At 68.6% G+C, this 24,389-nt stretch carries 15 protein-coding genes and 2 pseudogenes; 12 read left to right on the forward strand and 5 right to left on the reverse strand.

From position 1 onward, the window contains the following. Positions 1–3: 3 nt before the first annotated feature. From QM748_RS17020 to QM748_RS17030, 3 genes are read left to right on the forward strand one after another with little or no spacing between them, the layout of a single operon-like run. Positions 4–3,156 carry an efflux RND transporter permease subunit gene (locus tag QM748_RS17020; protein WP_415248188.1) on the forward strand — a complete coding sequence of 1,051 codons (3,153 nt, stop codon included), beginning with the start codon at positions 4–6 and terminating at the stop codon, positions 3,154–3,156. 22 nt (positions 3,157–3,178) lie between these two features. Then, positions 3,179–4,600: an AdeC/AdeK/OprM family multidrug efflux complex outer membrane factor gene (gene adeC, locus QM748_RS17025; RefSeq protein WP_415248682.1), complete on the forward strand. Its 1,422-nt coding sequence runs from the start codon at positions 3,179–3,181 to the stop codon at positions 4,598–4,600. Beyond that, entirely contained in the window at positions 4,597–5,757 is a 1,161-nt protein-coding gene (locus tag QM748_RS17030) for a CobW family GTP-binding protein (protein WP_415248189.1), read from the forward strand. The genes adeC and QM748_RS17030 overlap by 4 nt, the downstream gene beginning before the upstream one ends. 84 nt (positions 5,758–5,841) lie before the next feature. On the opposite strand, the gene QM748_RS17035 is transcribed toward QM748_RS17030, so the two are convergent. Next, complete coding sequence (locus QM748_RS17035; RefSeq protein WP_415248190.1) at positions 5,842–6,315, reverse strand: hypothetical protein; 474 nt, start codon at positions 6,313–6,315, stop codon at positions 5,842–5,844. Positions 6,316–6,359: 44 nt separating this feature from the next. Further along, positions 6,360–6,836: a bacteriohemerythrin gene (locus tag QM748_RS17040; protein ID WP_415248191.1), complete on the reverse strand. Its 477-nt coding sequence runs from the start codon at positions 6,834–6,836 to the stop codon at positions 6,360–6,362. 342 nt (positions 6,837–7,178) lie between these two features. On the opposite strand from QM748_RS17040, the gene QM748_RS17045 reads away from it, so the two are divergent. From QM748_RS17045 to QM748_RS17055, 3 genes and pseudogenes are all read left to right on the forward strand, one after another. Continuing rightward, positions 7,179–8,573 carry a DUF2868 domain-containing protein gene (locus tag QM748_RS17045; RefSeq protein WP_415248192.1) on the forward strand — a complete coding sequence of 465 codons (1,395 nt, stop codon included), beginning with the start codon at positions 7,179–7,181 and terminating at the stop codon, positions 8,571–8,573. Beyond that, entirely contained in the window at positions 8,570–9,958 is a 1,389-nt protein-coding gene (locus QM748_RS17050; protein ID WP_415248193.1) for a GTPase/DUF3482 domain-containing protein, read from the forward strand. The genes QM748_RS17045 and QM748_RS17050 overlap by 4 nt, the downstream gene beginning before the upstream one ends. 107 nt (positions 9,959–10,065) lie before the next feature. After that, positions 10,066–11,128 (forward strand): annotated as a pseudogene (locus QM748_RS17055) (hypothetical protein). A gap of 162 nt (positions 11,129–11,290) precedes the next feature. On the opposite strand, the gene QM748_RS17060 reads toward QM748_RS17055, so the two are convergent. Together QM748_RS17060 and QM748_RS17065 are read right to left on the reverse strand one after the other, a co-directional pair. Further along, positions 11,291–12,607 carry an enoyl-acyl carrier protein reductase FabMG gene (locus tag QM748_RS17060; protein ID WP_415248194.1) on the reverse strand — a complete coding sequence of 439 codons (1,317 nt, stop codon included), beginning with the start codon at positions 12,605–12,607 and terminating at the stop codon, positions 11,291–11,293. A gap of 74 nt (positions 12,608–12,681) precedes the next feature. Next, positions 12,682–14,334 carry an ATP-binding domain-containing protein gene (locus QM748_RS17065; RefSeq protein ID WP_415248195.1) on the reverse strand — a complete coding sequence of 551 codons (1,653 nt, stop codon included), beginning with the start codon at positions 14,332–14,334 and terminating at the stop codon, positions 12,682–12,684. Positions 14,335–14,482: 148 nt separating this feature from the next. Here QM748_RS17065 and QM748_RS17070 point away from each other — a divergent pair, with 148 nt between their 5' ends. From QM748_RS17070 to QM748_RS17090, 5 genes are all read left to right on the forward strand, one after another. Beyond that, positions 14,483–16,534, forward strand: coding sequence for a TonB-dependent receptor plug domain-containing protein (locus tag QM748_RS17070; protein WP_415248196.1), 2,052 nt, complete (start codon positions 14,483–14,485; stop codon positions 16,532–16,534). Next, a complete protein-coding gene (locus QM748_RS17075; protein WP_415248197.1) occupies positions 16,528–17,463 on the forward strand; it encodes an ABC transporter substrate-binding protein in 936 nt (311 codons plus the stop codon). The genes QM748_RS17070 and QM748_RS17075 overlap by 7 nt, the downstream gene beginning before the upstream one ends. After that, positions 17,460–18,782, forward strand: coding sequence for a diguanylate cyclase (locus QM748_RS17080; protein ID WP_415248198.1), 1,323 nt, complete (start codon positions 17,460–17,462; stop codon positions 18,780–18,782). Before QM748_RS17075 ends, QM748_RS17080 begins: the two co-directional genes overlap by 4 nt. A gap of 68 nt (positions 18,783–18,850) precedes the next feature. After that, positions 18,851–22,267 carry an exodeoxyribonuclease V subunit gamma gene (gene recC / locus QM748_RS17085; RefSeq protein ID WP_415248199.1) on the forward strand — a complete coding sequence of 1,139 codons (3,417 nt, stop codon included), beginning with the start codon at positions 18,851–18,853 and terminating at the stop codon, positions 22,265–22,267. Between the two features lie 13 nt (positions 22,268–22,280). Continuing rightward, the gene (locus QM748_RS17090) at positions 22,281–22,889 is read left to right on the forward strand and encodes an IMPACT family protein (RefSeq protein WP_415248200.1); all 609 of its coding nucleotides are present in this window, start codon (positions 22,281–22,283) and stop codon (positions 22,887–22,889) included. An 83-nt stretch (positions 22,890–22,972) separates the two neighbouring features. On the opposite strand, the gene QM748_RS17095 is transcribed toward QM748_RS17090, so the two are convergent. Continuing rightward, positions 22,973–23,467, reverse strand: coding sequence for a Dps family protein (locus QM748_RS17095; protein WP_415248201.1), 495 nt, complete (start codon positions 23,465–23,467; stop codon positions 22,973–22,975). 261 nt (positions 23,468–23,728) lie between these two features. On the opposite strand from QM748_RS17095, the pseudogene QM748_RS17100 reads away from it, so the two are divergent. Then, a pseudogene (locus QM748_RS17100) lies at positions 23,729–24,136 on the forward strand (UvrD-helicase domain-containing protein); the annotation flags it as partial. Between the last annotated feature and the right edge of the window lie 253 nt (positions 24,137–24,389).

Consider the following 24,389-nt stretch of genomic DNA (forward strand, 5'->3'; position numbering starts at 1 on the left):
TCCATGGCACGCTTCTTCATCGACCGGCCCATCTTCGCGTGGGTCATCGCAATCGTCATCATGCTGGCCGGCGCGCTGTCGATCCTCGAACTGCCGGTGTCCCAGTATCCGTCCATCGCGCCGCCGGCGATCGTCGTCAATGCCCGCTATCCCGGCGCATCGGCCAAGGCGGTCGAGGATTCGGTCACCCAGGTCATCGAGCAGAAGATGACCGGGATCGACGGCCTGCTGTACATGAATTCGAACTCGGATTCGTACGGCCAGGCCTCGGTCACGCTGACTTTCTCCGCCGATACCGACCCGGACATCGCCCAGGTGCAGGTGCAGAACAAGATGCAGACCGCGCTGCCGCTGCTGCCGCAGCCGGTGCAGCAGCAGGGCGTCACGGTCGCCAAGTCGGCGCGCAACTTCCTGATGGTGATCGGCTTCGTGTCCGCGGACGGCAGCCAGTCCGGCACCGACCTGTCGGACTTCCTCGTCGCCTCGGTGCAGGATCCGCTGTCGCGGGTCAATGGCGTCGGCGAAGTGACGGTGTTCGGTTCGCAGTATTCGATGCGGGTGTGGGTCGATCCCGCCCGCCTGACCAACTACAAGCTCACCACGGCCGACGTGCGTGCCGCCATCGTGGCGCAGAACGCCGAGGTGTCGGCCGGCCAGCTCGGCGGCACGCCGGCGGTGCCGGGCCAGGGTTTCACCGCGACGATCACCGCGCAGAGCCGGCTGCAGACCGTCGAGCAGTTCGAGAACATCCTGCTGCGCAGCAGCACGCAGGGCGGCGAAGTCCGGCTGAAGGACGTTGCGCGGGTCGAGATCGGCGCCGAGAACTACGGTACCGTGGCGCGCTTCAACGGCCAGTCCGCCGCCGGTGTCGGTATCCGCCTGGCTGCGGGTGCCAACGCGCTCGAGACCGCCACTGCGGTGCGCGAGCGGCTCGACGAGATGAAGCGCTACTTCCCGGCGGGGGTGGAGTACGTCGTGCCCTACGACACCACGCCCTTCGTGAAGATTTCCATCCAGGAAGTGGTCAAGACGCTGGTCGAGGCGGTCGTCCTGGTGTTCCTGGTGATGTACCTGTTCCTGCAGAACCTGCGCGCCACCTTGATTCCGACCATCGCCGTGCCGGTGGTGCTGCTCGGCACCTTCGGCGTGATGGCTGCGTTCGGCTTCTCGATCAACACGCTGACGATGTTCGGCATCGTGCTGGCGATCGGCCTGCTGGTGGATGACGCCATCGTCGTGGTCGAGAACGTCGAGCGGGTGATGTCCGAGGAAGGCCTGCCGCCCAAGGAGGCGACCAAGCGCTCGATGGACCAGATCACCGGCGCGCTGGTCGGCATCGGCCTGGTGCTGTCGGCGGTGTTCGTGCCGATGGCCTTCTTCGGCGGCTCCACCGGCGTGATCTACCGCCAGTTCTCGATCACCATCGTTTCGGCGATGGCGCTGTCGGTGCTGGTGGCCATCGTGTTCACCCCGGCGCTGTGCGCAACCATGCTGAAGCCGGTCGAGAAGGGCCACGAGCATGGCGAGGGCGGCCTGTTCGGGCGCTTCTTCCACTGGTTCAACGACAAGTTCCAGCGCAGCACCCAGCGCTACGAAGGTGCGGTGGGCGGCATGCTCAAGCGCAGCGTGCGCTTCATGGCGATCTACGTCGCCATCGTCGCCGTGCTGGGCCTGCTGTTCATGCGCATGCCGACTTCCTTCCTGCCGGAAGAGGACCAGGGCATCATGTTCAACCAGGTCATGCTGCCGGCCGGCGCGACGCAGGAGCGTACGCTGGAGGTGCTCGAAAAGGTCGAACAGCATTTCCTGCAGAACGAAAAGGATGCAGTGGCGGCGATCTTCACCGTGGCCGGCTTCTCGTTCGGCGGCAGTGGCCAGAACATGGGTATCGGCTTCGTCAACATGCGGCCGTGGGACGAGCGCCGCGCCTCCGGGCTGGACGTGCAGTCGGTCGCCAACCGGGCGATGGGCGCCTTCTCGCAGATCCGCGAGGCGATGGTGTTCGCCTTCGTGCCGCCGGCGGTGATCGAGCTCGGCACCTCGGGCGGCTTCACGGTGCAGATGCAGGACCGCTCGGGCCTCGGCCACGACGCCCTGCTCGCCGCGCGCAACCAGTTCCTCGGCATGGCGGCGCAGGACAAGCGCCTGGTCGGGGTGCGTCCCAACGGCCAGGAAGACATGGCCGAGCTGAAGCTGGACATCGACCATGCCAAGGCCGGGGCGCTGGGTGTCAGCATCGCCGACATCAACGAAACCCTTGCCACCGCCTGGGGCGGCAGCTACGTCAACGACTTCCTCGACCGCGGCCGCATCAAGAAGGTTTACCTGCAGGGCGATGCGCCCGCGCGCATGACGCCGGAAGACCTCGACAAGTGGTACGTGCGCAACAAGGCCGGCGAGATGGTGCCGTTCTCGGCTTTCGCCCATTCGTACTGGGTCTATGGCTCACCGCGCCTGGAGCGCTTCAACGGCCAGCCGTCGCGTGAGATCCTCGGCCAGGCTGCACCGGGGCTGTCGTCCGGCGAGGCGATGAAGGCCGTCGAGGAAATCATGGCCAGGCTGCCGGCGGGCATCGGCTACGACTGGTCGGGCACTTCCTACGAGGAGCGCCGCAGCGGTTCGCAGGCGCCGGCGCTGTATGCCTTGTCGCTGCTGATCGTATTCCTGTGCCTTGCCGCGCTGTACGAAAGCTGGTCGGTGCCGTTTGCGGTGATGCTGGTGGTGCCGCTGGGCGTGCTCGGCGCGCTGCTGGCGGCGACCGGACGGGGGATGTCGAACGACATCTACTTCCAGGTCGGCCTGCTCGCCACCATCGGCCTGTCGTCGAAGAACGCGATCCTGATCGTGGAATTCGCCAAGGCGCTGATGGAAGAGGAAGGCAAGGGGCTGATCGAGGCGACGCTCGAAGCAGTGCGCATGCGTCTGCGCCCGATCATCATGACCTCGCTCGCCTTCGGCTTCGGCGTGCTGCCGCTGGCGATTTCGACCGGCGCCGGCGCCGGCAGCCAGAATGCGATCGGCACCGGTGTGCTCGGCGGCACTGTTGCAGGTACGCTGCTCGGCATCTTCTTCGTGCCGCTGTTCTACGTCGTGATCAAGCGCATCTTCCCCGACAAGCCGCGCGAGGACGCCGCGGCCGCGCAGGAGGCACGCTGACATGGAGAATCCAGTGACCCCAATCCGTAGTCCGATTCGTACTTCAATCCGCACTCTCGCCGCCGCGGCGGCCACCACCCTGCTCGGCGCATGCTCGCTGATCCCGGCCTATGAGCGGCCTGCCGCGCCGGTGCCGGCGGAGTTTCCGCAGGCGATGCCGACCGAGGCATCCGCCGTCGCGCCGCTGGCCGCCGACATGGCCTGGCGCGACTATTTCGCCGACGAGCGCCTGCGCCAGGTGATCGGGCTCGCGCTCGAAAACAACCGCGACCTGCGCATCGCCGCGCTCAACATCGAGCGAGCGCGTGCGCTGTACGGCATCCAGCGCGCCGACCTCTTTCCGACCATCGCCGCCAGCGGTGGCCAGAGCGCGCAGCGCGTGCCGGGCGACCTCAACGCCAGCGGCGAGTCGGCGGTAAGCCGCCAGTACAGCGCCAGCCTCGGCTTCGCGTCGTACGAGCTCGACTTCTTCGGCCGTGTCCGCAGCCTGGAAGAACAGGCGCTGCAGACCTATTTCAGCACCGAGGAAGCACGCCGCAGCGCGCAGATCAGCCTGGTGGCCGAAGTCGCCAACGCCTGGCTGCGCCTTGCCGCCGACCGCGAGCGCCTGGCGCTGGCACGCAATACTTTCGAGACCCGGCAGAAGTCGCATGACCTGACGCAGCGCAGTTTCGATGCCGGCGCGGTGTCGGCGCTCGATCTGCGCCAGGCCGAGACCCTGCTGCAGACCGCGCGCGCCGACGTGGCGAGCTACACCGCGCTGGTGGCGCAGGACGAGAATGCGCTGGCGCTGATCGCCGGTACCGGCGTGCCGGCGGAGCTTCTGCCCGCAAGCCTGAACGAGGCGATCGCCAGCGTGCCGGTGCTGCCGGCCGGCGTGCCTTCGGAAGTGCTGGTGCGCAGGCCCGACATCCTCCAGGCCGAGTACGCCTTGCGTGCCGCCAACGCCAACATCGGTGCGGCGCGCGCGGCCTTCTTCCCCAGCATCACGCTGACCGCCAGCGTCGGCACGGCCAGCGCCTCGTTGGACGGCCTGTTCGAAAGCGGTTCGCGCACCTGGAGCTTCATGCCGCAGATCCGCCTGCCGATCTTCGAGGCCGGCCGCCTGCAGGCCAGCCTCGACGTGGCGGAAATCCAGCGCGACATCAACGTCGCGCAATACGAGAAGGCGATCCAGTCCGCTTTCCGCGAGGTCGCCGATGCGCTGGCCCAGCGTTCCACGCTGGCCGAGCAGCTCGATGCGCGGCGTGCCCTGGTCGAAGCCACGGCAAAGAGCTTCGAACTGTCCGATGCGCGCTACAAGGGCGGCGTCGATAGCTTCCTCAACCTGCTCGATGCCCAGCGCAGCCTGTATGGTGCCGAACTGGAGCTGATCGGCACCCGTCTGGCCGACGCGACCAACCGCGTCGAACTGTACAAGGCGCTCGGCGGCGGCTGGCAATGAACCCTGAGTCCTCTCCGGAACCTTCCCTCTCCCCTGGCGGGGGAAGGAATGGGGGAGAGGGGGCCCAGGACCGCCGCATTCCGGTGACGGTGCTTACCGGCTTCCTCGGTGCCGGCAAGACCACGCTGTTGAACCATCTGCTGCGCCAGCCGGACATGGCAGGCTGCGCGGTACTGATCAACGAGTTCGGTGAAGTCGGCGTTGACCACCACCTGGTCGAGAAAGTCGATGAGGCCCTGGTCGTGCTCGACTCGGGCTGCATCTGCTGCAGCGTGCAGGGTGATCTGGTGCGGGCCTTGAAAGGCCTGTTCATGCGTGCGCTGCGGCGTGAACTCAAGAGCCTGCGCCGGGTGCTGATCGAAACCACCGGCCTTGCCGATCCGGCGCCGGTCATCCATACCCTGATGTCCGAGCCTTTCATCGCCGAACGCTACCGTGTCGATGGCGTGGTGACGGCTGTCGATGTCACCCATGCCCTCGGCCAGCTGGAGGCGCATGCCGAAGCCGTGCGCCAGGTGGCGATGGCCGACCGCCTGCTGCTGACCAAGTGCGATCTGGCCGATGAGGCCGAGCGCCGGGAAGTGGCCGGGCACGTCGCCCGGCTGAATCCGTCCGCGCGCCAGATCGAAGTGTCGGCAGGTGCCGTGGCGCCGGATGCGCTGTTCGGCTGCGGCCTGTACGACGCCGCCGGCAAGCATCCCGATGTGGCGGCATGGCTGGGCGAAGAGGCGGCCGCAGCCGCCAGCCGGCAGGCGCCTGCATGGCGCAAGCCGGGGGCGGGGCGTGGCGCGCCGGCAGCGGCGGACGGCGAGATCCGCGCGCGCCACGACGCCAGCGTGCGCAGCTTCGTGCTGTGCTTCGACGAGCCGCTGCCGTGGTACGAATTCTCGGATGCGCTGGGCCTGATGCTGCAGCTCTACGGCGGGCACATCCTGCGCCTCAAGGGCCTGCTGAACGTTGCTGGCGATCCCCTGCCGCGGGTGCTGCAATGCGTGCAGCACAGCCTGTATCCGACGGTGAGCCTGCCGGCCTGGCCCGGCATGCCGCCTTATGACGACCGTCGCAGCCGCCTGGTGTTCATCGTTCGCCACCTGGCGGCCGAGGACATCGCGACGCTGTTCGGCAGTTTCACCGGCCGGCAGCCCAGCTTTTCGTAACGATTTGCAGGGGCTGCCAGCCGGAGGCGCCAAACCGCCAACAGGGTTGTGAGGCTGCTTTCGCGGCCAAGGCCTGCAGGCCGTTCAGTCGCAGCTCGCCCGGCAGTTGCCGCCGCTGCAGTCTTCGGTTTCGACCGAGCAAGTGGCCCGGGTGCGGTGGATCAGGCGGTGGTCGTTATCGTAATCGCAGATCAGCCGCGTCAGGCCGTTCTTGCTCGAGACGTGCATGCGCTTCGCCCTCGAGGCCTGGATGTCGGCCGGTTTTTCGTTGCACGACAGGTAGCCGCCGAAGCGGCCGTCGGCCGATTCCCACAGCGCGATGTTCTTGACCTCGCGGTAGTTGTCGAAGCTGGCGCAGGTGACGACGTCGGCGCCATAGAGGCGGGCGTTGTCGCTGCAGTAGCCCATGAAGGTGTAGCGCAGCTCCGTGTCGGTGGGACAGGCGGCGACCTGTACCGCATCGGCGAGGTCCGGGCAGGACATCGGTTCTGCCCGTGCCGGGCTGTTTGCCAGGGCGCTGCCCAGCAGCAGGGCCGGGAGCAGAAGGCTTGGTTTCATGGGCTTGAGCTCGTTGAAGATGGAAAAAATGGCCTTTGGCGGCCTTACCAGAACTTCCACCACCACTTGCGCTTCTTCATCGCTTCCTCGACATGGTCGGACCACTGGCTGGCGCCGCCGTGGGCGAGGAAATGCGCGCCGAAGCGCTTGTCTGCCTCGTTGATGTGGCGTGTCAGCCAGACCTTGAGGAAGTGGAGCAGTTCGAAGGTGATCGCAGCGGTGCCGGAGTCCAGCTTGTCCTGCAGGGCGCGGACCTGGGCGATGAGATCTTCGTGGTTCTGCTTGTGCGCGGCGAAATCCGGGTAATTGGACACCCGCATCAGGCTTTCCTCGACGGCGAAATGGGTCCGGGTGTAGTCCGCCAGCTTGTCGAGGATCTGGCGTGAAGTTGCCGAGCCGTGATGTTCCTGGATGGCGACGTGCAGCTGGTTCAGCAGGTCGACGAGTTCCTTGTGCTGTTCGTCGATTTCCTGGATGCCGACGTCGAACTCACTGTTCCATTGAAAAAGGGCGGTGCTCATGGATGTCCCCGTATGCTGCAGTTCTGAAGGCTAAGCCTTTTTGAAAACAATGACTTGATCGCCATCAAGGCGTGCGGCGCCACGCCATTGGAAAGGGGGTGCCGTGCAATGACAACAAGATAGCACCGGCTGCCGTTGCGCAGCGGAGCGATTGCGCCGCAAGCGTGATGTGCTTCCGCCCTTGCTGCCGTGGCCGGGCTGGAGCGGTTGCCGGATGCGGGCCAGGGGCGGCGTTGCTATCCTGTCCACCCTTTGCCCCAAAAGGTCTCCACCACTTTGACCGCTCCAGTCCGCAGCGCTCCCATCCTGACTCCGTTCGAATCCCGCTGGCTGGCGGAGGCCGTGCGCCGCCACGAAGAGCGCCATGGCGTGCTCGAGGACCGTGCTGCAGTCGAAGTGGCGCGGACTGCCGCGCCCGAATTCGAGGCCCGCGTGCTGCGTCGCGCCCAGGAGCTCGGCCTGCGCGAAGGCTGGCAAGATGCGATCCTGCGCTGGCATGGCCGGGTACGGCTGCTGCTGGCCGGGGCGGCGGTGCTGGCGCTGGTGCTTGGTTTTGGCGCTGCGGCCGGCGTATTGGGCGACGGCAGCCGTGCGGTGAACGTGGTGTGGGCGCTGGGCGGGCTGCTGGGGGTCAATCTGTTCAGCCTGCTGCTGTGGGTGCTGGCGACGCTGTTGTCGGGAGGCGGGCGGAGCGCCCGGGCGGGCGTGCCAGGCGGCTTGTGGCTGCGCCTGCCGTCCTTCTTCGAACGTTCGCCCGCCGCGGCCGACCTCCCTCTGGCCTTGGGTGGCCTGCCCGGCTGGAGCCGTGCCGCGAGCTGGGGGGCCGGTGCGATCGGGCATGCGCTGTGGGCACTGGCGCTGCTTGGCGCGGCGGCGGGTGTGCTGGCCCTGCTTGCGATGCGCCGCTATGGCTTCGTCTGGGAAACCACCATCCTGCCGGCCGGCGTGTTCGCCTGGCTGGTCGATGTGCTGGGCGGGCTGCCGGCGCTGCTCGGCTTGCCGGTGCCGGACGCGGCCACGGTCGCAGCCAGCGGCGATGCGCCGATGCTGGAAGAAGCCGGGCGGCGCGCCTGGTCCGGCTGGCTGCTCGGCGCCCTGCTGGTCTATGGCGTGCTTCCGCGCGTCGTGCTGGCATTGGTCTGCACGCTGTTGTGGCGGCGTTCGTCGCAGGGTTTGCGGCTCGACCTGAGCAGGCCCGGCTATGCGCGCTTGCGTCCATTGCTGTTGCCGGACAGTGAACGCATCGGCGTGCGCGATCCCGAACCCGCGCTGATGCCCAGGCCCGCGCGCCATGCGGCGCGGCTGGCGGGCAGCGGCGGGCCGGCGCTCGTCGCCGTCGAACTGGGCGGCGATGTCACGTGGCCGCCGGTGGCGGGCGAAGCGGGCGGCGCAACCGATGGGCTGGCGGCGTTCGATGCCGGCCGCCTCGACAGCCGCGAGCAGCGGCGCGATGCGCTCGCCCGTTTTGGCACGCGGCCGCCGTGCCGGCTGCTGGTGGCGGTCGACCCGCGCCGCACGCCGGACCGCGGCAACCTCGGCGTCATCGCCGAGCTGGCGGATCATGCCGTCGATACGCGCGTCTGGGTGCTCGGCGGCGCTGGCGAGGCAGCGGAAAGCCGCTTGCCGCAGTGGCGCGAAGGCCTTGCCCGGCTGGGCTTCGCGCCGGAAATGCTGATCCTCGACGAGACGGCCGCGCGCGGCTGGCTGGAAGGCCGCAGGCAGGAGCGGATGCCATGAACGAAGTGCTGCGCGTGGCCGTCGTCGGCCATACCAATACCGGCAAGACCTCGCTACTGCGCACGCTGGCGCGCGACGTTGGCTTTGGCGAAGTGTCCGACTCGGCTGGCACCACGCGCCACGTCGAAGGCCTGCGGCTGATGGCCGACGGCCGGCCGGCGCTGGAGCTGTTCGACACGCCGGGCATGGAGGATGCCATCGCCCTGCTCGAATTCGTCGATGCGCTGGCGGCGCCCGGCGAACGCCTCGACGGCCCTGACCGTCTCGCCCGCTTTCTCGAGCGTCCCGAGGCGCACGCACGCTTCGAGCAGGAGGCGAAAGTGCTGCGCCAGATGCTGGCGAGCGATGCGGCGCTGTACGTGGTCGATGCACGCGATCCGGTGCTGCCCAAGCACCGCGACGAGCTGGAACTGCTCGCTGCCTGCGCCCGCCCGCTGCTGCCGGTGCTGAATTTCGTCGCCTCGAAGGATGCGCGGGTGGACGAATGGCGTGCCGCGCTCGCCCGGCTCAGCCTGCACGCGGTGGTCAGCTTCGATACCGTGGCGCCGGCGCTCGACGGCGAGCGCGAGCTGTTCGACACCCTGGCCACCCTGATGCACACGCATCGCCCGTCGCTGCAGCGCCTGATCGATGCCCGTGCGCGCGAAGCCGATGAACGGCGCACGGCGGCGCGACGGCTGGTGGCTGAACTGCTGATCGATCTGGCGGCGAGGCGCAAGCGGCTGGAAACGGACGAGGGCTCCGAGCCCGCGCTGCAGGCAGCCGTCGAAGCGCTGCGCGACGTGGTCCGCCGGCGCGAGCAGGATTGCGTCGAAGCCTTGCTGAGGCTGTACCGCTTCCGCCCTGGCGATGCCCGCGCCGCCGACTTGCCGCTGAGCGACGGGCGCTGGGACGACGACTTGTTCAACCCCGAGACCCTGCGCCAGATGGGGCTTCGCCTGTCGACCGGCGTTGCCGCCGGTGCCGCGGCCGGGGTCGGCATCGACCTGATGACCGGCGGCCTCACGCTGGGCGCCGCTGCCGCGCTGGGTGCGATCGCCGGCGGCCTGTGGCAGACCTTCGGCCATTACGGCGAACGCATCGCCGCCAGGCTGCGCGGCCACCGCGAACTGACGGTGGACGATGTCATCCTGCGCGTCGTCGCGCTGCGCCAGCATCGCTTGCTCGTCGCATTGGAAGGCCGTGGCCATGCTGCGCTGGCGCCGATCGAGGTTGCAGAGGGCGGTGAGACCGTGGGGACGGATGAGGTGGCCGAGCGCTGGCGCAAGGGGGAACTGCCTTATGCGCTGGAAAAGGCCCGCGCCCATCCGGAATGGGCGGGCGGACAAGGCGGTGACGACGAGCGCGAAGCTGCGATCAGCGAACTGGCTGCGACGCTGCACTGATCGTGCGGCACATGGCAGTTTTTTTGCCGTAGGCGTGAAGTAGTGCTCAGGTTTTCGGGCGCGCGGCCGTTAAGGGAGCATGCCGCTGACGCGCCCGGGGCCTTGCCATGAAAATCGCCGCATCCAGTATCGAACTGCAATCCTCCCGGCAGTTCTCGCAATCGACCGAGACCTCCGAGCGCCTCGAAGTCTGGGGCCGTGGCGGCGCCACGCGCTTGTCCACCACGAACAACGAAACTGAAACCGGTGCCAAAGGCCCTGCCATTCCTGCTGCGGTACGGATTTCCGATGCCGCCCGCCGGGCGCAGCTGGCGGATGCCGCCTCGGCCGGGGCGCAATCCGCATCTGCCACCAGACTGCTGCCGAAAGGGATTGAAATCGACTCGTCCCAGTCGCTGCTGATCCTGCTCATCGAGGCCATGACCGGCCGGCCGGTACCGCGCCTGAGCCTGCGTGACCCGAGTGAGGCTGCGGCCGAGGCGCCGGTGCAGCAGCCGAGCGGCCCCGGCTTTGCCTACGATTTCAGCTCCACTTACGCTGAGTCCGAAACCACCACCTTCAGCGCCTCCGGCATGATCCGTACCGCCGATGGTGCGGAAATCAGTTTCGAACTCGGCTTCTCGATGTCGCGCAGCTACAGCGAGTCGGTGTCGGTCAGCATGCGGGGCGGCGACCAGCGCAGGCTGCAGGATCCGCTGGTACTCGATTTCGGCGACCCGGCGGCGGCGCTGTCGAACGTGCATTTCGATTTCGACCTCGACGCCGACGGCACGCTGGACAGGATGCCGCTGCTCGGCGGCAGCGGCTATCTGGCGCTGGACCGCAATGGCAACGGCCGCGTTCGACGACGGCCGCGAGCTGTTCGGCCCGAACACCGGCAACGGCTTCGACGAACTGGCCGCGCTCGACGGCGACGGCAACGGCTGGATCGACGAGAACGATGCCGCCTGGTCGCAGCTGCGTGTGTGGAGACCGGATGCCCAGGGTGCGGGCACGCTGCAGACGCTGAAGGAAGCGGGCGTCGGCGCCTTCTACCTCGGCCGCGCCGACACCCGCTTCAGCCTCAACAATGCCGCCAACGAAACCCTGGGCATGATGCGCGCCAGCAGCATCTACCTGCGCGAGGACGGCAGCGTCGGCACGGTCAGCCAGGTCGATCTGGCGGTGTAGGCGTCAGCCGTCCAGGATTTCAGCCGCGATGGGGCATGAAGAGCCCCTCCGGGGTCGTCAGCAAGGCAGGCCTGTGGCCTGCCTTCGTGGCTTGCGCCCCCGGCTCGGCGCCCCCGGCCGAAGTCGTTCCCACGGGTACGGCGAGGAACGGGTAGGGTGCTGTCAGGCGTGAAGCTCGTTCAGCTGCCGCGCGATGATGTCGTGGTTGAGCCACAGCACCGGCCCGGTCGGCGCCGAGGCTTCGCGCAGGATCAGCGCGCCGCTGGCTTCCAGCACCAGGCTGCTGAGCAGGTCGGTGATCAGCGCCGAACGCTCCTTGTGCATCTGCACGATGTCTTCCGAGGTGCCGATCTGCAGGTCGGCCTGGGCCTGGCTGTTGGGCTGCGGCCAGGCGGCGAAGTCGCGGAAGCCCTGCATCGTTTCGCTGCCCTGGAAGTCGGCGATTTTCTGCAGCACGTCCTCGAGCGTGTGGCCGTCGGCCAGCAGCGCGCGGCAGGCCTGCCATTGCGATTCCGCCCAGGTGCCGCCGCCTTCGTGCTTCAGCGCGTGCAGCAGCGAGATCAGCGGCAGTTCGACGCCGGAGAAGACGTCGGTGGAGTTGGTGCGGATCTCCGGACAGTTGTACACCGTGGCCTTGATGCCCTGGCCCCAGGCGGCCTGGGCGATGCGTTCGAGGCGCATCTTGGCGTAGCCCTGGGTGTAGTTGGTGTAGGTCTGCCACTGGTAGCGGCCGTCGATGAGGATCTCGGTGCCGTGGTAGCCGTAGGCGCTGTAGCGGACCTGGCCGCCGGAGGCCTCGACGCGCGCGCGGATCGCCGCGCTGCCCTCGATCAGGTGCTGGAAGGTGATCGCCGAGACTTCGTCGAAGTTCTGCAGGATCAGCTTGCCGAGGTCGCTGTCGAGCAGGGTCTGCGAGGACATGAAGCGCTCGCCGCGGCCCTTGTAGATGCGGTTGGCGATCACCATGAAGACCTTGGCGCGCGGGATGCCGCCGGCCATGGTGTGGGCGAACAGCACGTTGCGGCCGTCGCCGATCATGCCGTCGAGCTGCGCCATGACCTCGGCCACCGCGGCCTGGAAGCGGCGGGTGCCGAGCTCGCGGCATTTCTCGACGTGGTCCCAGTCGAGCTTGTCCTGCTCCCAGGTCTTTAGCGTCATCTTGTTGAGCAGCTCGGTGACGGTGGGTTCGCCGGCCGGGGCGTCGAGGTCGAAGCCGGCCATCACTGGCACGTTGATGATCCGGCCGCCCAGGTTGGCCTCCGCCGCCGCCAGCTCCTCGTCGTTCAGCGGCCGCAGCGCGTTGTTCTCGTCGCGCCGGCCGACGGTGATGCCGACGATCTCCATGCCGGCCTTGCGCGCTTCATTGACGAGGCCGCTGGCATAGCCGCGGCCGAAGAGTTCGCCGAACAGCACGAACACGTCGCCCTTGCGGAAGATGTTGGTCTGCGGGAGCTGGGTCAGGGAGATGGGCTTGTTCATGGACGGTGTGCGCCGGAGGGACCGGCCGAAGATTGAGGACAGGCGCGATTGTACCCGCGCCGGCGCGGCCGCCGTCAGGCCACCGGCGACAGCAGCGGCGCGCAGCGTTCGGAGGCGACCATGATCAGTTTTATCGTCGCGCGGGTGGCGCCGACGAAGAGCTTGCGCATCACCGTCTCGTCCATCGCCTCGAAGTCGATCTCGGTGAAGATGATGCAGGGCGCGGACTGGCCCTTGAAGCGGTAGACCGAGTCGATCAGCAGTTCGCCCTGCGAGTGCTCGGGTTCGCCGAGCAGGTCGTAGCGGCCGGTGAAGGCGCGCAGGCGGTGCGGGCCGAGCTGTTCGAGCGGGGTGAAGCGCGAATGCTCGCGGCCGCGGAAGGTCAGCAGCACGATCGCCTCGCGGCGGAAGCCGAGGCCGAGGGCGCGGGTGATGGCGCGCTTGGTGGCGTCCAGCAGGCCGGCGTCGTCGCGCCAGGCGAGTACTTCCGGGCCGCTGTCGGCCACCGGGCTGCCGGCGCGGATCGGTGCCGGCAGCGGCAGGCGGGCATTGAGCAGCGCCAGCACGTCGGCCGGCGTGCGGTAGTTGGTGTCGGCGGTGAGGCCGATCCAGCCGGGCAGTGCCACCGGCGGGCGGGCGTAGAGGTTCTGCAGCGGATCTTCCAGCCACCAGGCCCGGCCGCCGGGCTTGAGCAGCGCGAGCAGGGCGTCGCGCCAGGGCTCCATGAAGTCCTGGCCTTCGTCGATGATCAGTTCGTCGAACTGCCAGTCCGGATGGACGTGCTCGGCCACCAGCGCGGCGAAATCTTCTTCCATGCGGCGGAAGGCGCCGGGCATGCCGAAGCGGGGCGGCCGGCCGGCGTCGCGCAGGCGGCGGTCGCAGAGCTGGTGGTAGGTGGCGATTTCGCCGCCGGCCGGGGCGATGCGGGCGAAGTGGTCGGCCAGCGGGCGGTTGTAGCAGACGTAGAGCGGGCGGCGGCCGGCGGCGAGCGCGTCGGTATGGGCGGCGAGCGCGAGCTGGGTCTTGCCGCTGCCGGCGGTGGCGGTGATGCGCAGCCGGTGCGGTGTCGCGCTGATGCGCCGCGCCCATTCGGTGAGGCCGCCCGACAGCCGGGTGGTCAGTTCGTCGGCCTGGCCGATGTGCGCCTGCACGTCGGGCACCAGCTCCAGCAGGTCGGCAAAGAAGCGGTGCAGCGCCTGCAGTCGGGCCTCGCCGGGCGGCGGGTCGCCGTCCTGCGGCGCGGTCAGCGCGCGCACGGTGGCGATCAGGCTGTCGCGCCGCGGCGCGTCAACGATGCGCGCCGGATCGAGGCCGGCGCTGCCGGGCTGGCGCACGGTGTGGTCGGGGCAGTAGAGCAGGGTGTCGAGCAGAGGTTCGGCGCCGTCGAGCGCGGGGCGCAGGCGGGCGCGCAGGGCGTCGGCGCTGCGCGCGAGTTCATGGCTGACGATCCGGGCGCGTCTGCCCGGGCGCACCAGCCCGTCCGCGGTCTCGTCGAGAAAGCCGGCGTGCTGCTCGATCAGCAGGGTGCGGCCGCCGGGGCCGAGCACGGCGAAGCTGACATCGCCGAAGATTGCCTGCGGGCCGTCGGCACGGGTCCAGTGCAGGCCGTGGTAGATCGTCCAGTCCGGCGGCAGGGTGTCGGCCAGCAGCGCGAGAGTGCTGCGTTCGCGGCCGCGCGCGCCGGTGGCGGGAAGCTGTCGCCAGCCTTCGGGATGGGTGCGTGCCATGGAGGAATGCAGAAAGCGATACAAAAAGAGGATGTAACGGAATGCGCCAAGTGTCAACTCCTTCACGCCGCCAGTGTATCAAGCATGCGTTATGCTCGCCGCGGCACGCGCCGCCCGCGCGCCTTCGGTATCGAATGGAGTCACAGTTTTGTCCCTGCGCCAGTCCGTCCAGTTCGTAGCGTTGGGCTTCGGCATGCTGGTCGTGTCGGCCGCTTCTTCCTGTACGTGGGCGGCGGACGCCTTCTTCGACGAGGTGCCGATCGTCCTCACCGCCTCGCGCATGGCGCAGTCGCCGGTGGATGCACCGGTCGCGGTGACGCTCATCGACCGCGAGATGATCGATGCTTCGGGTTTCACCGAAGTCCATGAGCTGCTGCGCCTGGTGCCGGGCTTTCTCGTCGCCGACTGGCCGGATGGCTCGCCGGTGGTGGCCAACCACGGCATGAGCGACGCCTATGATCGCCGCATCAAGGTGATGGTCAACGGGCACACCGTCAATAGTCCGGCGTGGGGCAATACCAACTGGCACGATCTGCCGCTGCGGGTCAACGACATCGAGCGCATCGAGGTCGTGCGCGGGCCGAATGGCGCGGCCTATGGCGTCAATGCCTTCGATGGCGTGGTCAACATCATCACGCGCTCGCCGGCCACCGAAAGTGGCGTGGCGCTGATCTCGCGGATCGGCGCGAACGGCTTCCATGACCATGGCTTTCGCATCAATGGCGATGCCGAAGCTGCGATCGACTGGCGGCTGTCGGGTTCGCATCGGCGTTCGGTGAACTTCCGCCCCTACCGGAATGACAAGGGCGTGCTGGAGGCGCGCAAGATCGTCGAGCGTTCGGTGCTCAATTTCGGCGCCACGGCACAGCTGTCCACCCAGGATGAGCTGCAGTGGATGCTGGGCTTCAGCAGTGGCGGCACCGACCGCGGCGCACCGGGGAATTCCTTCCATCCGCTGCGCGAGGACGACACGCGTGCGCAGTATGTGCATCTCGGCTGGAAACGCAGCTTTGCCGTCGATTCGGAGCTGTCGGTGCAATTCCACCATCAGCGCGAGCGCACGCGTGCGCCCTGGCAGATCATGCTGGGAAGGCTGGGGCCCTTTGCGGCGGACAAGGACAGCGACGTGCGGCGGGAGGAGCTCGAAGTGCAGTACGGGGCCACGCTGTCGCCGGCCTGGCGCTTCATGCTCGGCGCCGGCGTGCGCCGCGAGGCGGCCCGTTCGCGCTCGATGTTCGAAACCGGCGGCACGGTCAGCGGTGTCAGCAGCCAGGTGTTCGGCAGCGTGGTGTGGTCGCCGGTCGAACGCCTGCGGATCGATCTGGGCGGCACGCTGGAAGACCATCATTACAGCGGCTCGCTGTTCTCGCCGCGGCTGGCGCTCGGTTATGCGCTGACGCCGGATTCGGCACTGCGCTTCTCGAGCGGCGTGTCGTACCGGACGCCATCGCTGGTCGAGTCGCATGCCCTGCAGGCGATTCGCGTCGGCACCGAGATCAAGTGGCTCGGCGCCTGGGCAGGGGCGGACACCCAGCCGGAGCGGGTGAGGCATGCCGAACTCGGTTACGCGGCGATGTTCAGGGAACAGGGGCTGGGCATCGATGTGCGGGCTTTCTACCAGGAATTCGACGACTACATCGATGACGAGCGCTGCTGGTTCCCCTCGCGGCGTGAGGCGGGCCTGCCAAGGCCCTGCCCGTCGCCGCCGGCAGATTTCGCGCCGATCGAATGGGACCTGGGGTTCGGACGCCCAAGTGCCTTCGTCTTCCGCAACGTCGGCAGCTTCCGCCTGAGCGGCGGCGAGTTCAGCATCGACTGGCGCCGGCCCGGCTGGGGCCGGATCCTGCTGTCGCAGTCCGTCATCGACATCGATGTCAGCGGCGACAACGTCGATAAGGACTTCAAGTACAGCGTGCCGAACTCGATCACTTCGCTGCTGCTGATCAAGGACCTGCCCGGACGCTGGCGCGCCAGCCTTGGCTACTACCGCCATGCGACGCTGAAGTGGCGCAACGACGGCGATCGCGTACCCGAGCAGGGCCGCGTCGACCTGAAGCTGTCGCATCGCTTCGGCGGCGTCAATTCGGGCAATGAAGTGGCCGTCGTGGTGCAGAGCGCGGGCGGGCGATACGCGGATTTCCACGGCAGGCGCTATCGCCATGAGCCCCAAGTGTTCGGCAGTCTGCGCCTGACGTGGTAGCCGTACCGCTGATCCGGCGGTGGTATTTCCGCCTGTATTGCTGCCTCATGCTGCTGGCGGGCCTGGTGCCGCTCGCGCATGCCGGGCTGGACGTCGCCGTGGTGGTGTCGCAGCGGAGCGGCCCGCATGGGGTGTTTGCGCAGAATTTCAGCCGCGCTGCGGCCAGCCTGGGCCATCGCGTGCTCGATGCCGGGTCGCCGGACGAGGGACTGGACGATGCTGTCCTCGCGCGTGCCGACCTGGTCATCGTCAGCGGCGAAGCCGCGCTGTCCGCCGTGCTGCGCCTGCATCCGCGCCCGACGCTGGCGGTCATGCTCGGCCGTGCCCGCTTCGAGAGCATCCGCCGCAGCCATTTCGGCAGGCCCCTGTCCGCCTTCATTCTCGACCAACCCGCGGAGCGGCAATTGCGCCTGCTTCAGGCGGTGATGCCGGAGGCGCTGCGGGCGGGGATATTGTTCGGGCCGGAGCGGGTGGCTGCCTCCGCCTTCGAGCAGGCGGCAGAAGCGCTGCGGATCGATCTGGTGGATCGCGTGGTGGATGACGAGAGCGGCTTGATGAAGCAGCTCGAGGCCGTGCTGCGCAGCTGCGATGGCCTCATCGCGGTGCCCGATACGCTGCTCACCACGCCTGGCTCGGTCCGATCGATCCTGCTCACCAGCTATCGCTACCAGCGGCCGATCATCGCGTTTTCGCGCGCATACGTCGAAGCGGGGGCGCTGGCTGCCGTTTTCACCACGCCGGAACAGGTCGTCACGGACCTCATCGCCTGGCTGCGCACCCAGGGCGGCGGCCGTGTCGAGCTGCCGCCGGTGAGCGAGCCAGCGTCCTTCGAGATCGCCGTCAATCGCCAGGTTGCCCGTGCGCTGGGCATCAAGGTGGCGAGCGACGAAGAGCTGTTGCGTTTCATTGCCACGGGGGTGCGCCGATGAATGTCGCCCGGATTCCGTTGCGCAGGCGCCTGCTTCTGACGGTGCTGCTGCCGATGTCGCTGCTCATCGCGGCGATGGCGGGCCTGTTCCTGCACCGCGGCGAGCGCATGACCCAGGATGCGATCGTCGAGCGGGGCCTCGCCATCGTCAGCTTCTTCGCCCCGGCCGCCGAGTACGGCGTGATATCGGGCAATGCCGACAACCTCAACGAACTGATGGACGCGCTGAGCAGGCTGTCGGGCGTGGCGGCCGTCGTCCTGTACGAGCGTGGCGGCGAAGTCATCGCCGCGCGCGGGACGGCACATCTGCTCGATGCGGCGCGCATCAAGGCTGTACACGAACCGGTCAGGCTCGATCAGTGGGGCAGCTTCAGAGGCTTTGCTGCACCCGTGATGTCGGTGCCGGTGGTGGTCGATGAGGTGGGAGGCGAGAACGACCTGACCAGGCCGGAGCCGGTCGGCTGGGTCTATGTCGAGCTCGAGACCAGTGCGCTCGACGCCGAGTGGCGGGCGACGATGATGACCACCTTCGGCCTGGCGCTGGTGATCGTGCTGCTCACCGCGATGCTTGCGGCGCAGCTGACGAGCCAGGTCAGCCGGCCGCTGGCCCGCCTGGCGGATGCGGTCAGGCGCATTGCCGGCGGCGAGCGCGACGTGCAGGTATCCGATGCCGCCGGCAGCGAAGAGCTGCACGCACTGCAGCAAGGCTTCAACTCGATGGCACGCGCCATCGACAGCGCCCACCAGCACATGCAGGCCCGGATCGACGAGGCCACCGAACTTCTCGCCTACCAGGCGATGCACGATCCCTTGACGGCCCTGCCCAACCGCAGGGCCTTCGAGCTCGCGCTTGCCGACATGGTCGCCATTTCGCGCAGGGCCGGCGATCATGGCGCGCTGTGCTTCATCGACCTGGACAACTTCAAGGCCGTGAACGACACCGTCGGCCATGCCGCCGGCGACGCGCTGCTGTGCCAGATCGCCGAGCTGATCCGGCACCGGCTGCGCGCGGGCGACATGGTGTGCCGCATCGGCGGCGACGAGTTCGCCATGATCCTGCGTGGCTGCTCCAGTGCCGATGCCCACCGCATCGCCAGTGAGGTCTGCGAGGCGGTCGGCGAAATGCGCTTCGAGTGGGATGGCCAGACCTTCCGTGTCGGTGCCAGCATCGGCTTCGCGATCATCGACGCTTCCGTCGGCAACGTCGCGGACGTGCTCAGGGCGGCCGACCATGCCTGCTACACGGTGAAGCGCGAAGGGCGGGGCTACGCCATGGAGTACCGGCCCGAGCCGGCGGAAAACGGCGGCGCGCCCGTATAATCCGCGCTCGATCCGTGCGAGCGCCCCTGCCGGCGCATCGCCTCCGCGCCATGTCCGGCGGCCCCGCCATGTTCCATCTGAGCTTCTCGAACCGTTTCGAAATCCTGCTCGACAGCCTGCTCGAACACCTCTGTGCCGAGCAGCCGGGACCGTTCGGCCAGCGCCAGGTGGTGGTGCCGAGCAGCGCCCTGCGGCGCAAGGTCGAACTGGCGATGGCCGACCGCGAAGGCATCTGTGCCAACCTCGGTTTCGACTATCTCGCCCAGTGGCTGTGGCGGCAGATCCGCCTCGTCGTGCCGGTACCGGAACGCTCGCCCTTCGCCGTCGGGACGCTGGCCTGGCGCATCCATGGCCTGCTCGACCCGGCACGGGAAGATGGCGCCCAGCCGAGGGGCGCCCGGCCGAAGGGCGCCTCCTGGCTGGCGGGCCATCCGCGGCTGGCGCGCTATCTCGAGCGGGCCGATGCGCGCATGCGTTTCGAACTGGCCGGGCGCATTGCCCAGGTCTTCGACCATTACCTCACCTATCGTCCCCAGTGGCTAGAGACCTGGGCGGCCAGGCACGGCTCGGTGCTCGATGCCGGCGCTTCGGCGGCCGAGCGCGAGGACGAGGCCTGGCAGGCCGATCTCTGGCGCCGCATCCACGAAGGCCTGGAGCTCGGCCAGGAGCATCCGGCGCGGATCTTCCTGCGCCGCGTCACCGCGATGTCGCGCGAGGAACTGGCCGCCGCCGGCCTGCCCGCTTCGGTGCATGTATTCGGCCTGCCGGCCTTGCCGCCGCTCTACCTCGACATGCTGCGCGAACTTGCGCGGGTGGTCGAGGTGCGGCTGTACGTGCTCAACCCCTGCCGCGAATTCTGGTTCGACATCGTCGATCCCCGCCGCCTGTCCTGGCTCGCCGCGCGGCAGCAGGACATGTTCTTCGAAACCGGCAACAGCCTGCTCGCGGCCTGGGGCAAGCAGACGCGCGCCCACATCGGCCTGCTGTTCGAAGGCGAGCATGCGGTGGAGGAGGAAGCCGTCTTCGCTCCCCACCCCGGCCGCCATCTGCTGGCGCGGCTGCAGAACGCGATCCTCGACCTGCAGGAGCTCGAACCGGCCAGCATCCGGCTGGCGGCGGCCGACCGCAGTGTCGAAGTGCAGGTCTGCCATTCGCGCACCCGCGAACTCGAAGTGCTGCACGACCGCCTGCTCGGCCTGTTCAAGGCTGGCGCCGGCACGCCGGAGGCGCTGCAGCCGGCGGACGTCGTGGTGCTGATGCCCGACCTCGAAAGCACAGCGCCGCTGATCGAGGCGGTGTTCGGCACCGTGCCGCGCGAACGGCACATTCCCTGGCGCATCACCGGCCTCGGCGGCAGGCAGGACAATCCCGTCGCCAGGGTGCTCGACCAGGCGCTGCAGCTCGCGGTCGGCCGCTTTCCCGCCAGCCAGGTGTTCGACCTGCTGCAGCAGGTGCCGGTGGCGGCGCGCTTCGGCCTCGACGACGCGGCGCTGGAGACGATCCACGACTGGATGCGCGAAGCCGGCGTGCGCTGGGGGCTGCAGGCCGGCGGCAGCGATGATGGCGTGCTGCGGCCCGCCGGCCACACCCTGGAGGATGGCCTGCACCGCCTGTTCCTCGCCTGGGCGGCGGGCGGCGCCGCGCAGCGCGCCACTTTCGCCGGCCACGTCGGCGCGGCGGCGCCGGAGGGCCAGGCCGCGCTCGCGCTCGGCGGCTTCTGGCGCTACGTCAACAGCTTGCGCGCGATGCGCGACGAACTGCAGCAGCCGCATGACGGCGAAGGCTGGCGCCGGGTGCTTTATGCCGTGCTGGAACGCCTGGTCAACGACAGCGCCGAGCACGCCGATGCCTTGCGCGAGGTCCGCGCCGCCATCGCCGCGCTGGCCGACGACATCGCCACCGCCGGCTGCGACGCCGAGCTCGGGCTCGACGTGGTGCATCCCGCCCTGGCTGAACGGCTCGACGACCCCGCGCGCGGTGCCGTGCCCGGCGGCACGGTCACCTTCTCCGCGATGTCGGCCTTGCGCGGCCTGCCGTATCGCGCCGTCTGCCTGATCGGTTTGGACCAGGGCGCCTTCCCCGGCAGCGACCGCCCGGCCGAGTTCGACCTGATGAGCGCCCGCCCGCAGGCCGGCGACCGCCAGCGCCGCCTCGACGACCGCAACCTCTTCCTCGATCTGGTCCTGTCGGCGCGCGAGGTGCTGTATCTGTCCTATGTCGGCCGCAGCGTGCGCGACGGTTCGGTGCTGCCGCCGTCGGTGCTGGTGGATGAACTGCTCGACACCCTGGCCAATGCCTGCGCTGCCGACGCCGGCAAGCCGCAGGCCGTCGCGGAGGCGCGGGCGCGGCTGATGCTTCACCATCCCTTGCAGGCCTTTGCCGCCGACTATTTCGTCGCACCCGGACGCGTTGATGCGCGGCTGGCGAGCTTCAACGAGGACTATGCCAGGGTGCTCGCCAGCCGGCTCGGCGCCGGTGTGCAGCCCTTGACGGCCGATGTGGACGACGCAGCGGCCGACGACGATGCCGAGGATGGGCTCAGCATGGCGGCAGCTCCAGCCGCACCTTTCTTCGTTCTGCCGCTGCCGCCGCCCGAAGCAGTCTGGCGGGAGGTGGACCTTCAGCAGCTGAGCCGCTTCTTTTCCCACCCGGGGCGCTATCTTTTGCGCGAGCGGCTGGGGCTGGAACTGCCCGAGGCGGATGCCGAACTCGACGACGCCGAACCGATGCTGCCCGACTGGCCGGCATCCCAGGCGCTGGCACGGCGCCTGCTGCCGGTGCTGCTCGGCCCGGCGGAGGATGATCCGTGCGCGGCGTCCGGGCTGTGGGAGCTTGCCCGTGCCGGTGGTGAATACCCGGCCGGCCGCCTGGGCGAGAGTGCGCTCGAACGCGAGCTCGGCTGCCTGCGCAGCTTCGCCCGCCGCCAGCGGCAGATCCAGGCCGGGCAGGCTTTGCCGCCGCATGTCGTGCGCGTCGAAGCCCGGCTCGATGGCGAGCGCTGGATGCTGTCCGCAGCCTTCGCCGATCTGCGCCCGGATGGCCTGCTGTTCGCGCGCTATGACGACATCCGCGCCGCCGATTGCCTGGGTGCCTGGCTCGCCCATCTGCTGCTGAATGCTGACCCCCCGTCCGGCGTGACGGCACGGACACGCGGCCTGTCGCGCGACGGCGGCTTCGCCTTCCGGCCGCTGGCTCCTGCGCAGGCGCGGGCGGAACTGCAAACGCTGCTCGCGCTCTACCGCGAAGGCCTGGCCCGGCCGCTGCATTTCTTCCCCAAGTCTGCCTGGGCTTTCATGTGCAGCGGCGGCAAGGACAGCGAGGCGAAGAAGAAATGGGGCGGCGGTAACCGGCCGGAGTTCGGCGAAGCCAACGACCCCGCCTGGCGCCTGGTGCTCAGGGGCGAGCAGGGGCTGCCCGGCGAGCGCTTCTTCGAGCTCGCGCGCCAGGTGCTGGGGCCGCTGTTCGAGCATCTCGAGGAGGCCTGACCGGACCGATGCCATGCCGCTGACACTTGCCGAACCCGTCCATAGCGAACTGATCATCAAGAAGAGCCGCTTCATCGGCTGCGTGCAGCCGATGGCCGACCGCGCCGGCGCGCAGAAGGTGGTGGCCGGCCTGTGGGCCGAGCATCCGGGTGCCCGCCACGTCTGCTGGGCCCTGCTCGCGGGCGGGCAGTCGGCGGCGGTGGATGACGGCGAGCCCAGCGGCACCGCCGGCCGGCCGATGCTGGAGGTGCTGCGCCACCAGGATCTGGAAGGCGTGCTCGCCACCGTGGTGCGCTATTTCGGCGGTATCAAGCTGGGCGCGGGCGGGCTGGTGCGCGCCTATACCGATAGCGTCGCCCAGGCCTTGCTGACGGCGGCCAAGGTGCCGATCGTGCGCCTGCGGACGCTGGGCTGCACCGTGCCCTACGCAATGGAAGGCATGCTGCGCCGCGAGCTGGAGGCGGCGGGCGCGGCCTTGCTGGACGTTGCCCACGGCCAGGCCGTGACGCTGCGCTTCAGCCTGGCCGAGGATGCCGCCGCCGGACTCGTCGCCCGCCTGAACGAGCTGGGGCAGGGGCGGCTGCTGTGGCTGGACGAATTGGCGCTGTCCGGCGAGGCTTGAGCCGGACCTGGAAATGACACTGCCCCCTGACCGGCGCATGGGGCGCCGGTCAGGGGGGCAGTCTCGTTGCTACCCGAGTGCGCTTATTCTTCCAGCGTGCTGCGCAGCATCCAGGCGGTCTTCTCGTGCACTTCGAGGCGCTGGGTCAGCATGTCGGCGGTCGGCTGGTCGTTGGCTTCGTCGACCAGGTCGAACAGCGAGCGTGCGGTGCGGGCAGTGGCTTCCTGGGCGATGACGAGGTGGCGGACCATGTCCTCGGCCTTGGGCACGCCTTCGACCTCCTTGATCGAGGTCAGCTTGGCGAACTCCTTGTAGGTGCCCGGGGCCGGGAAACCCAGCGCGCGGATGCGCTCGGCGATGACGTCGAGGGCGTTCCACTGCTCGGTGTACTGGTCCATGAACATCGCGTGCAGGCTGTTGAACTGCGGGCCGGTGACGTTCCAGTGGAAGTTGTGCGTCATCAGGTACAGCGTGTAGCTGTCTGCCAGGAAGGCGGACAGGCCGGCGACGATCTTCTTGCGCTGATCCTCGGGAATGCCGATGTCGATCGCCGGGGTCTTCGATTTCTTGCTTGCCATGTGCGTGATCTCCTTCAGGAAAGAGGATTCGGGGGCCATTCGGGGCTGGTAGTCCGGCTGGCGCTGCATGCCGGATTCCGCCGTACGCGAATCGATTCAAGCGGCCAGAATACCGCTTAAACGCATCGCTGAGTTTGATTCGGTCGATTGACGAGGACAATCGGATTCTCCCGGCAGGCCGGGTGGGTGGGGTGCCGTGCTATCGTCGCCTGCTCCTTCGTTTCCCCGTGACGGCTTTTCTTCGACCGCTCCGTTTTCGCCATGTCCGCAGCTCCGGAACTCGACGTCTTTCATTGCCCGCTGGATGGCATCCGCCTGATCGAAGCATCGGCCGGCACCGGCAAGACCTGGAACATCTGCGGCCTGTACCTGCGCCTGCTGCTGGAGCGGGAGCTGCCGGTCGAGTCCCTGCTGGTCGTCACCTTCACCAAGGCGGCGACCGCCGAACTGTCCGGCCGCATCCGCGAGCGCCTTGCCGAAACCCTGCGCGTGCTCGACGGCGCGGCGGCAGGCGATGACCCCTTCGTGCCGCAACTGCTCGACACGCTGCAGGCGCGCGGCCTCGACGATGTGCGGATGAGCGCACGCCTGCGCCATGCGCTGCAGACCTTCGACGAAGCAGCGATCTTCACCATCCACGGTTTCTGCCAGCGCGCGCTGGCCGACACGCCTTTCGCCGCCGGCCTGCCGTATGCGCTGGAACTGGTCGAGGACGACAACGCGCTGCGGCTGGAAGTGGCGCAGGATTTCTGGCGGCGCGAAGTTTCCGGCAGCGCCTTGTCGCCGCTGCTGGCGGACGAACTGCTGAGCCGGGGCGACTGCCCGGCGGGCTGGGCCGGCATCCTGCAGCGCCACATGGGCCGGCCCTGCGCCCGGGCCTTGTGGGACGAAGGCACGGACAGCACCGAAACGGCAGCCACGC

Source organism: Thauera sp. (assembly GCF_047601425.1).
GTDB lineage: Bacteria > Pseudomonadota > Gammaproteobacteria > Burkholderiales > Rhodocyclaceae > Thauera.

Excerpts from the sequence above, each read along its gene's own strand:
- QM748_RS17020 (WP_415248188.1), top strand. The coding sequence starts at position 4 with ATGGCACGCTTCTTCATCGACCGGCCCATCTTCGCGTGGGTCATCGCA.
- QM748_RS17030 (WP_415248189.1), top strand. The coding sequence starts at position 4,597 with ATGAACCCTGAGTCCTCTCCGGAACCTTCCCTCTCCCCTGGCGGGGGA.
- QM748_RS17035 (WP_415248190.1), bottom strand. The coding sequence starts at position 6,315 with ATGAAACCAAGCCTTCTGCTCCCGGCCCTGCTGCTGGGCAGCGCCCTG.
- QM748_RS17040 (WP_415248191.1), bottom strand. The coding sequence starts at position 6,836 with ATGAGCACCGCCCTTTTTCAATGGAACAGTGAGTTCGACGTCGGCATC.
- QM748_RS17050 (WP_415248193.1), top strand. The coding sequence starts at position 8,570 with ATGAACGAAGTGCTGCGCGTGGCCGTCGTCGGCCATACCAATACCGGC.
- QM748_RS17060 (WP_415248194.1), bottom strand. The coding sequence starts at position 12,607 with ATGAACAAGCCCATCTCCCTGACCCAGCTCCCGCAGACCAACATCTTC.
- QM748_RS17065 (WP_415248195.1), bottom strand. The coding sequence starts at position 14,334 with ATGGCACGCACCCATCCCGAAGGCTGGCGACAGCTTCCCGCCACCGGC.
- QM748_RS17080 (WP_415248198.1), top strand. The coding sequence starts at position 17,460 with ATGAATGTCGCCCGGATTCCGTTGCGCAGGCGCCTGCTTCTGACGGTG.
- recC (WP_415248199.1), top strand. The coding sequence starts at position 18,851 with ATGTTCCATCTGAGCTTCTCGAACCGTTTCGAAATCCTGCTCGACAGC.
- QM748_RS17090 (WP_415248200.1), top strand. The coding sequence starts at position 22,281 with ATGCCGCTGACACTTGCCGAACCCGTCCATAGCGAACTGATCATCAAG.
- QM748_RS17095 (WP_415248201.1), bottom strand. The coding sequence starts at position 23,467 with ATGGCAAGCAAGAAATCGAAGACCCCGGCGATCGACATCGGCATTCCC.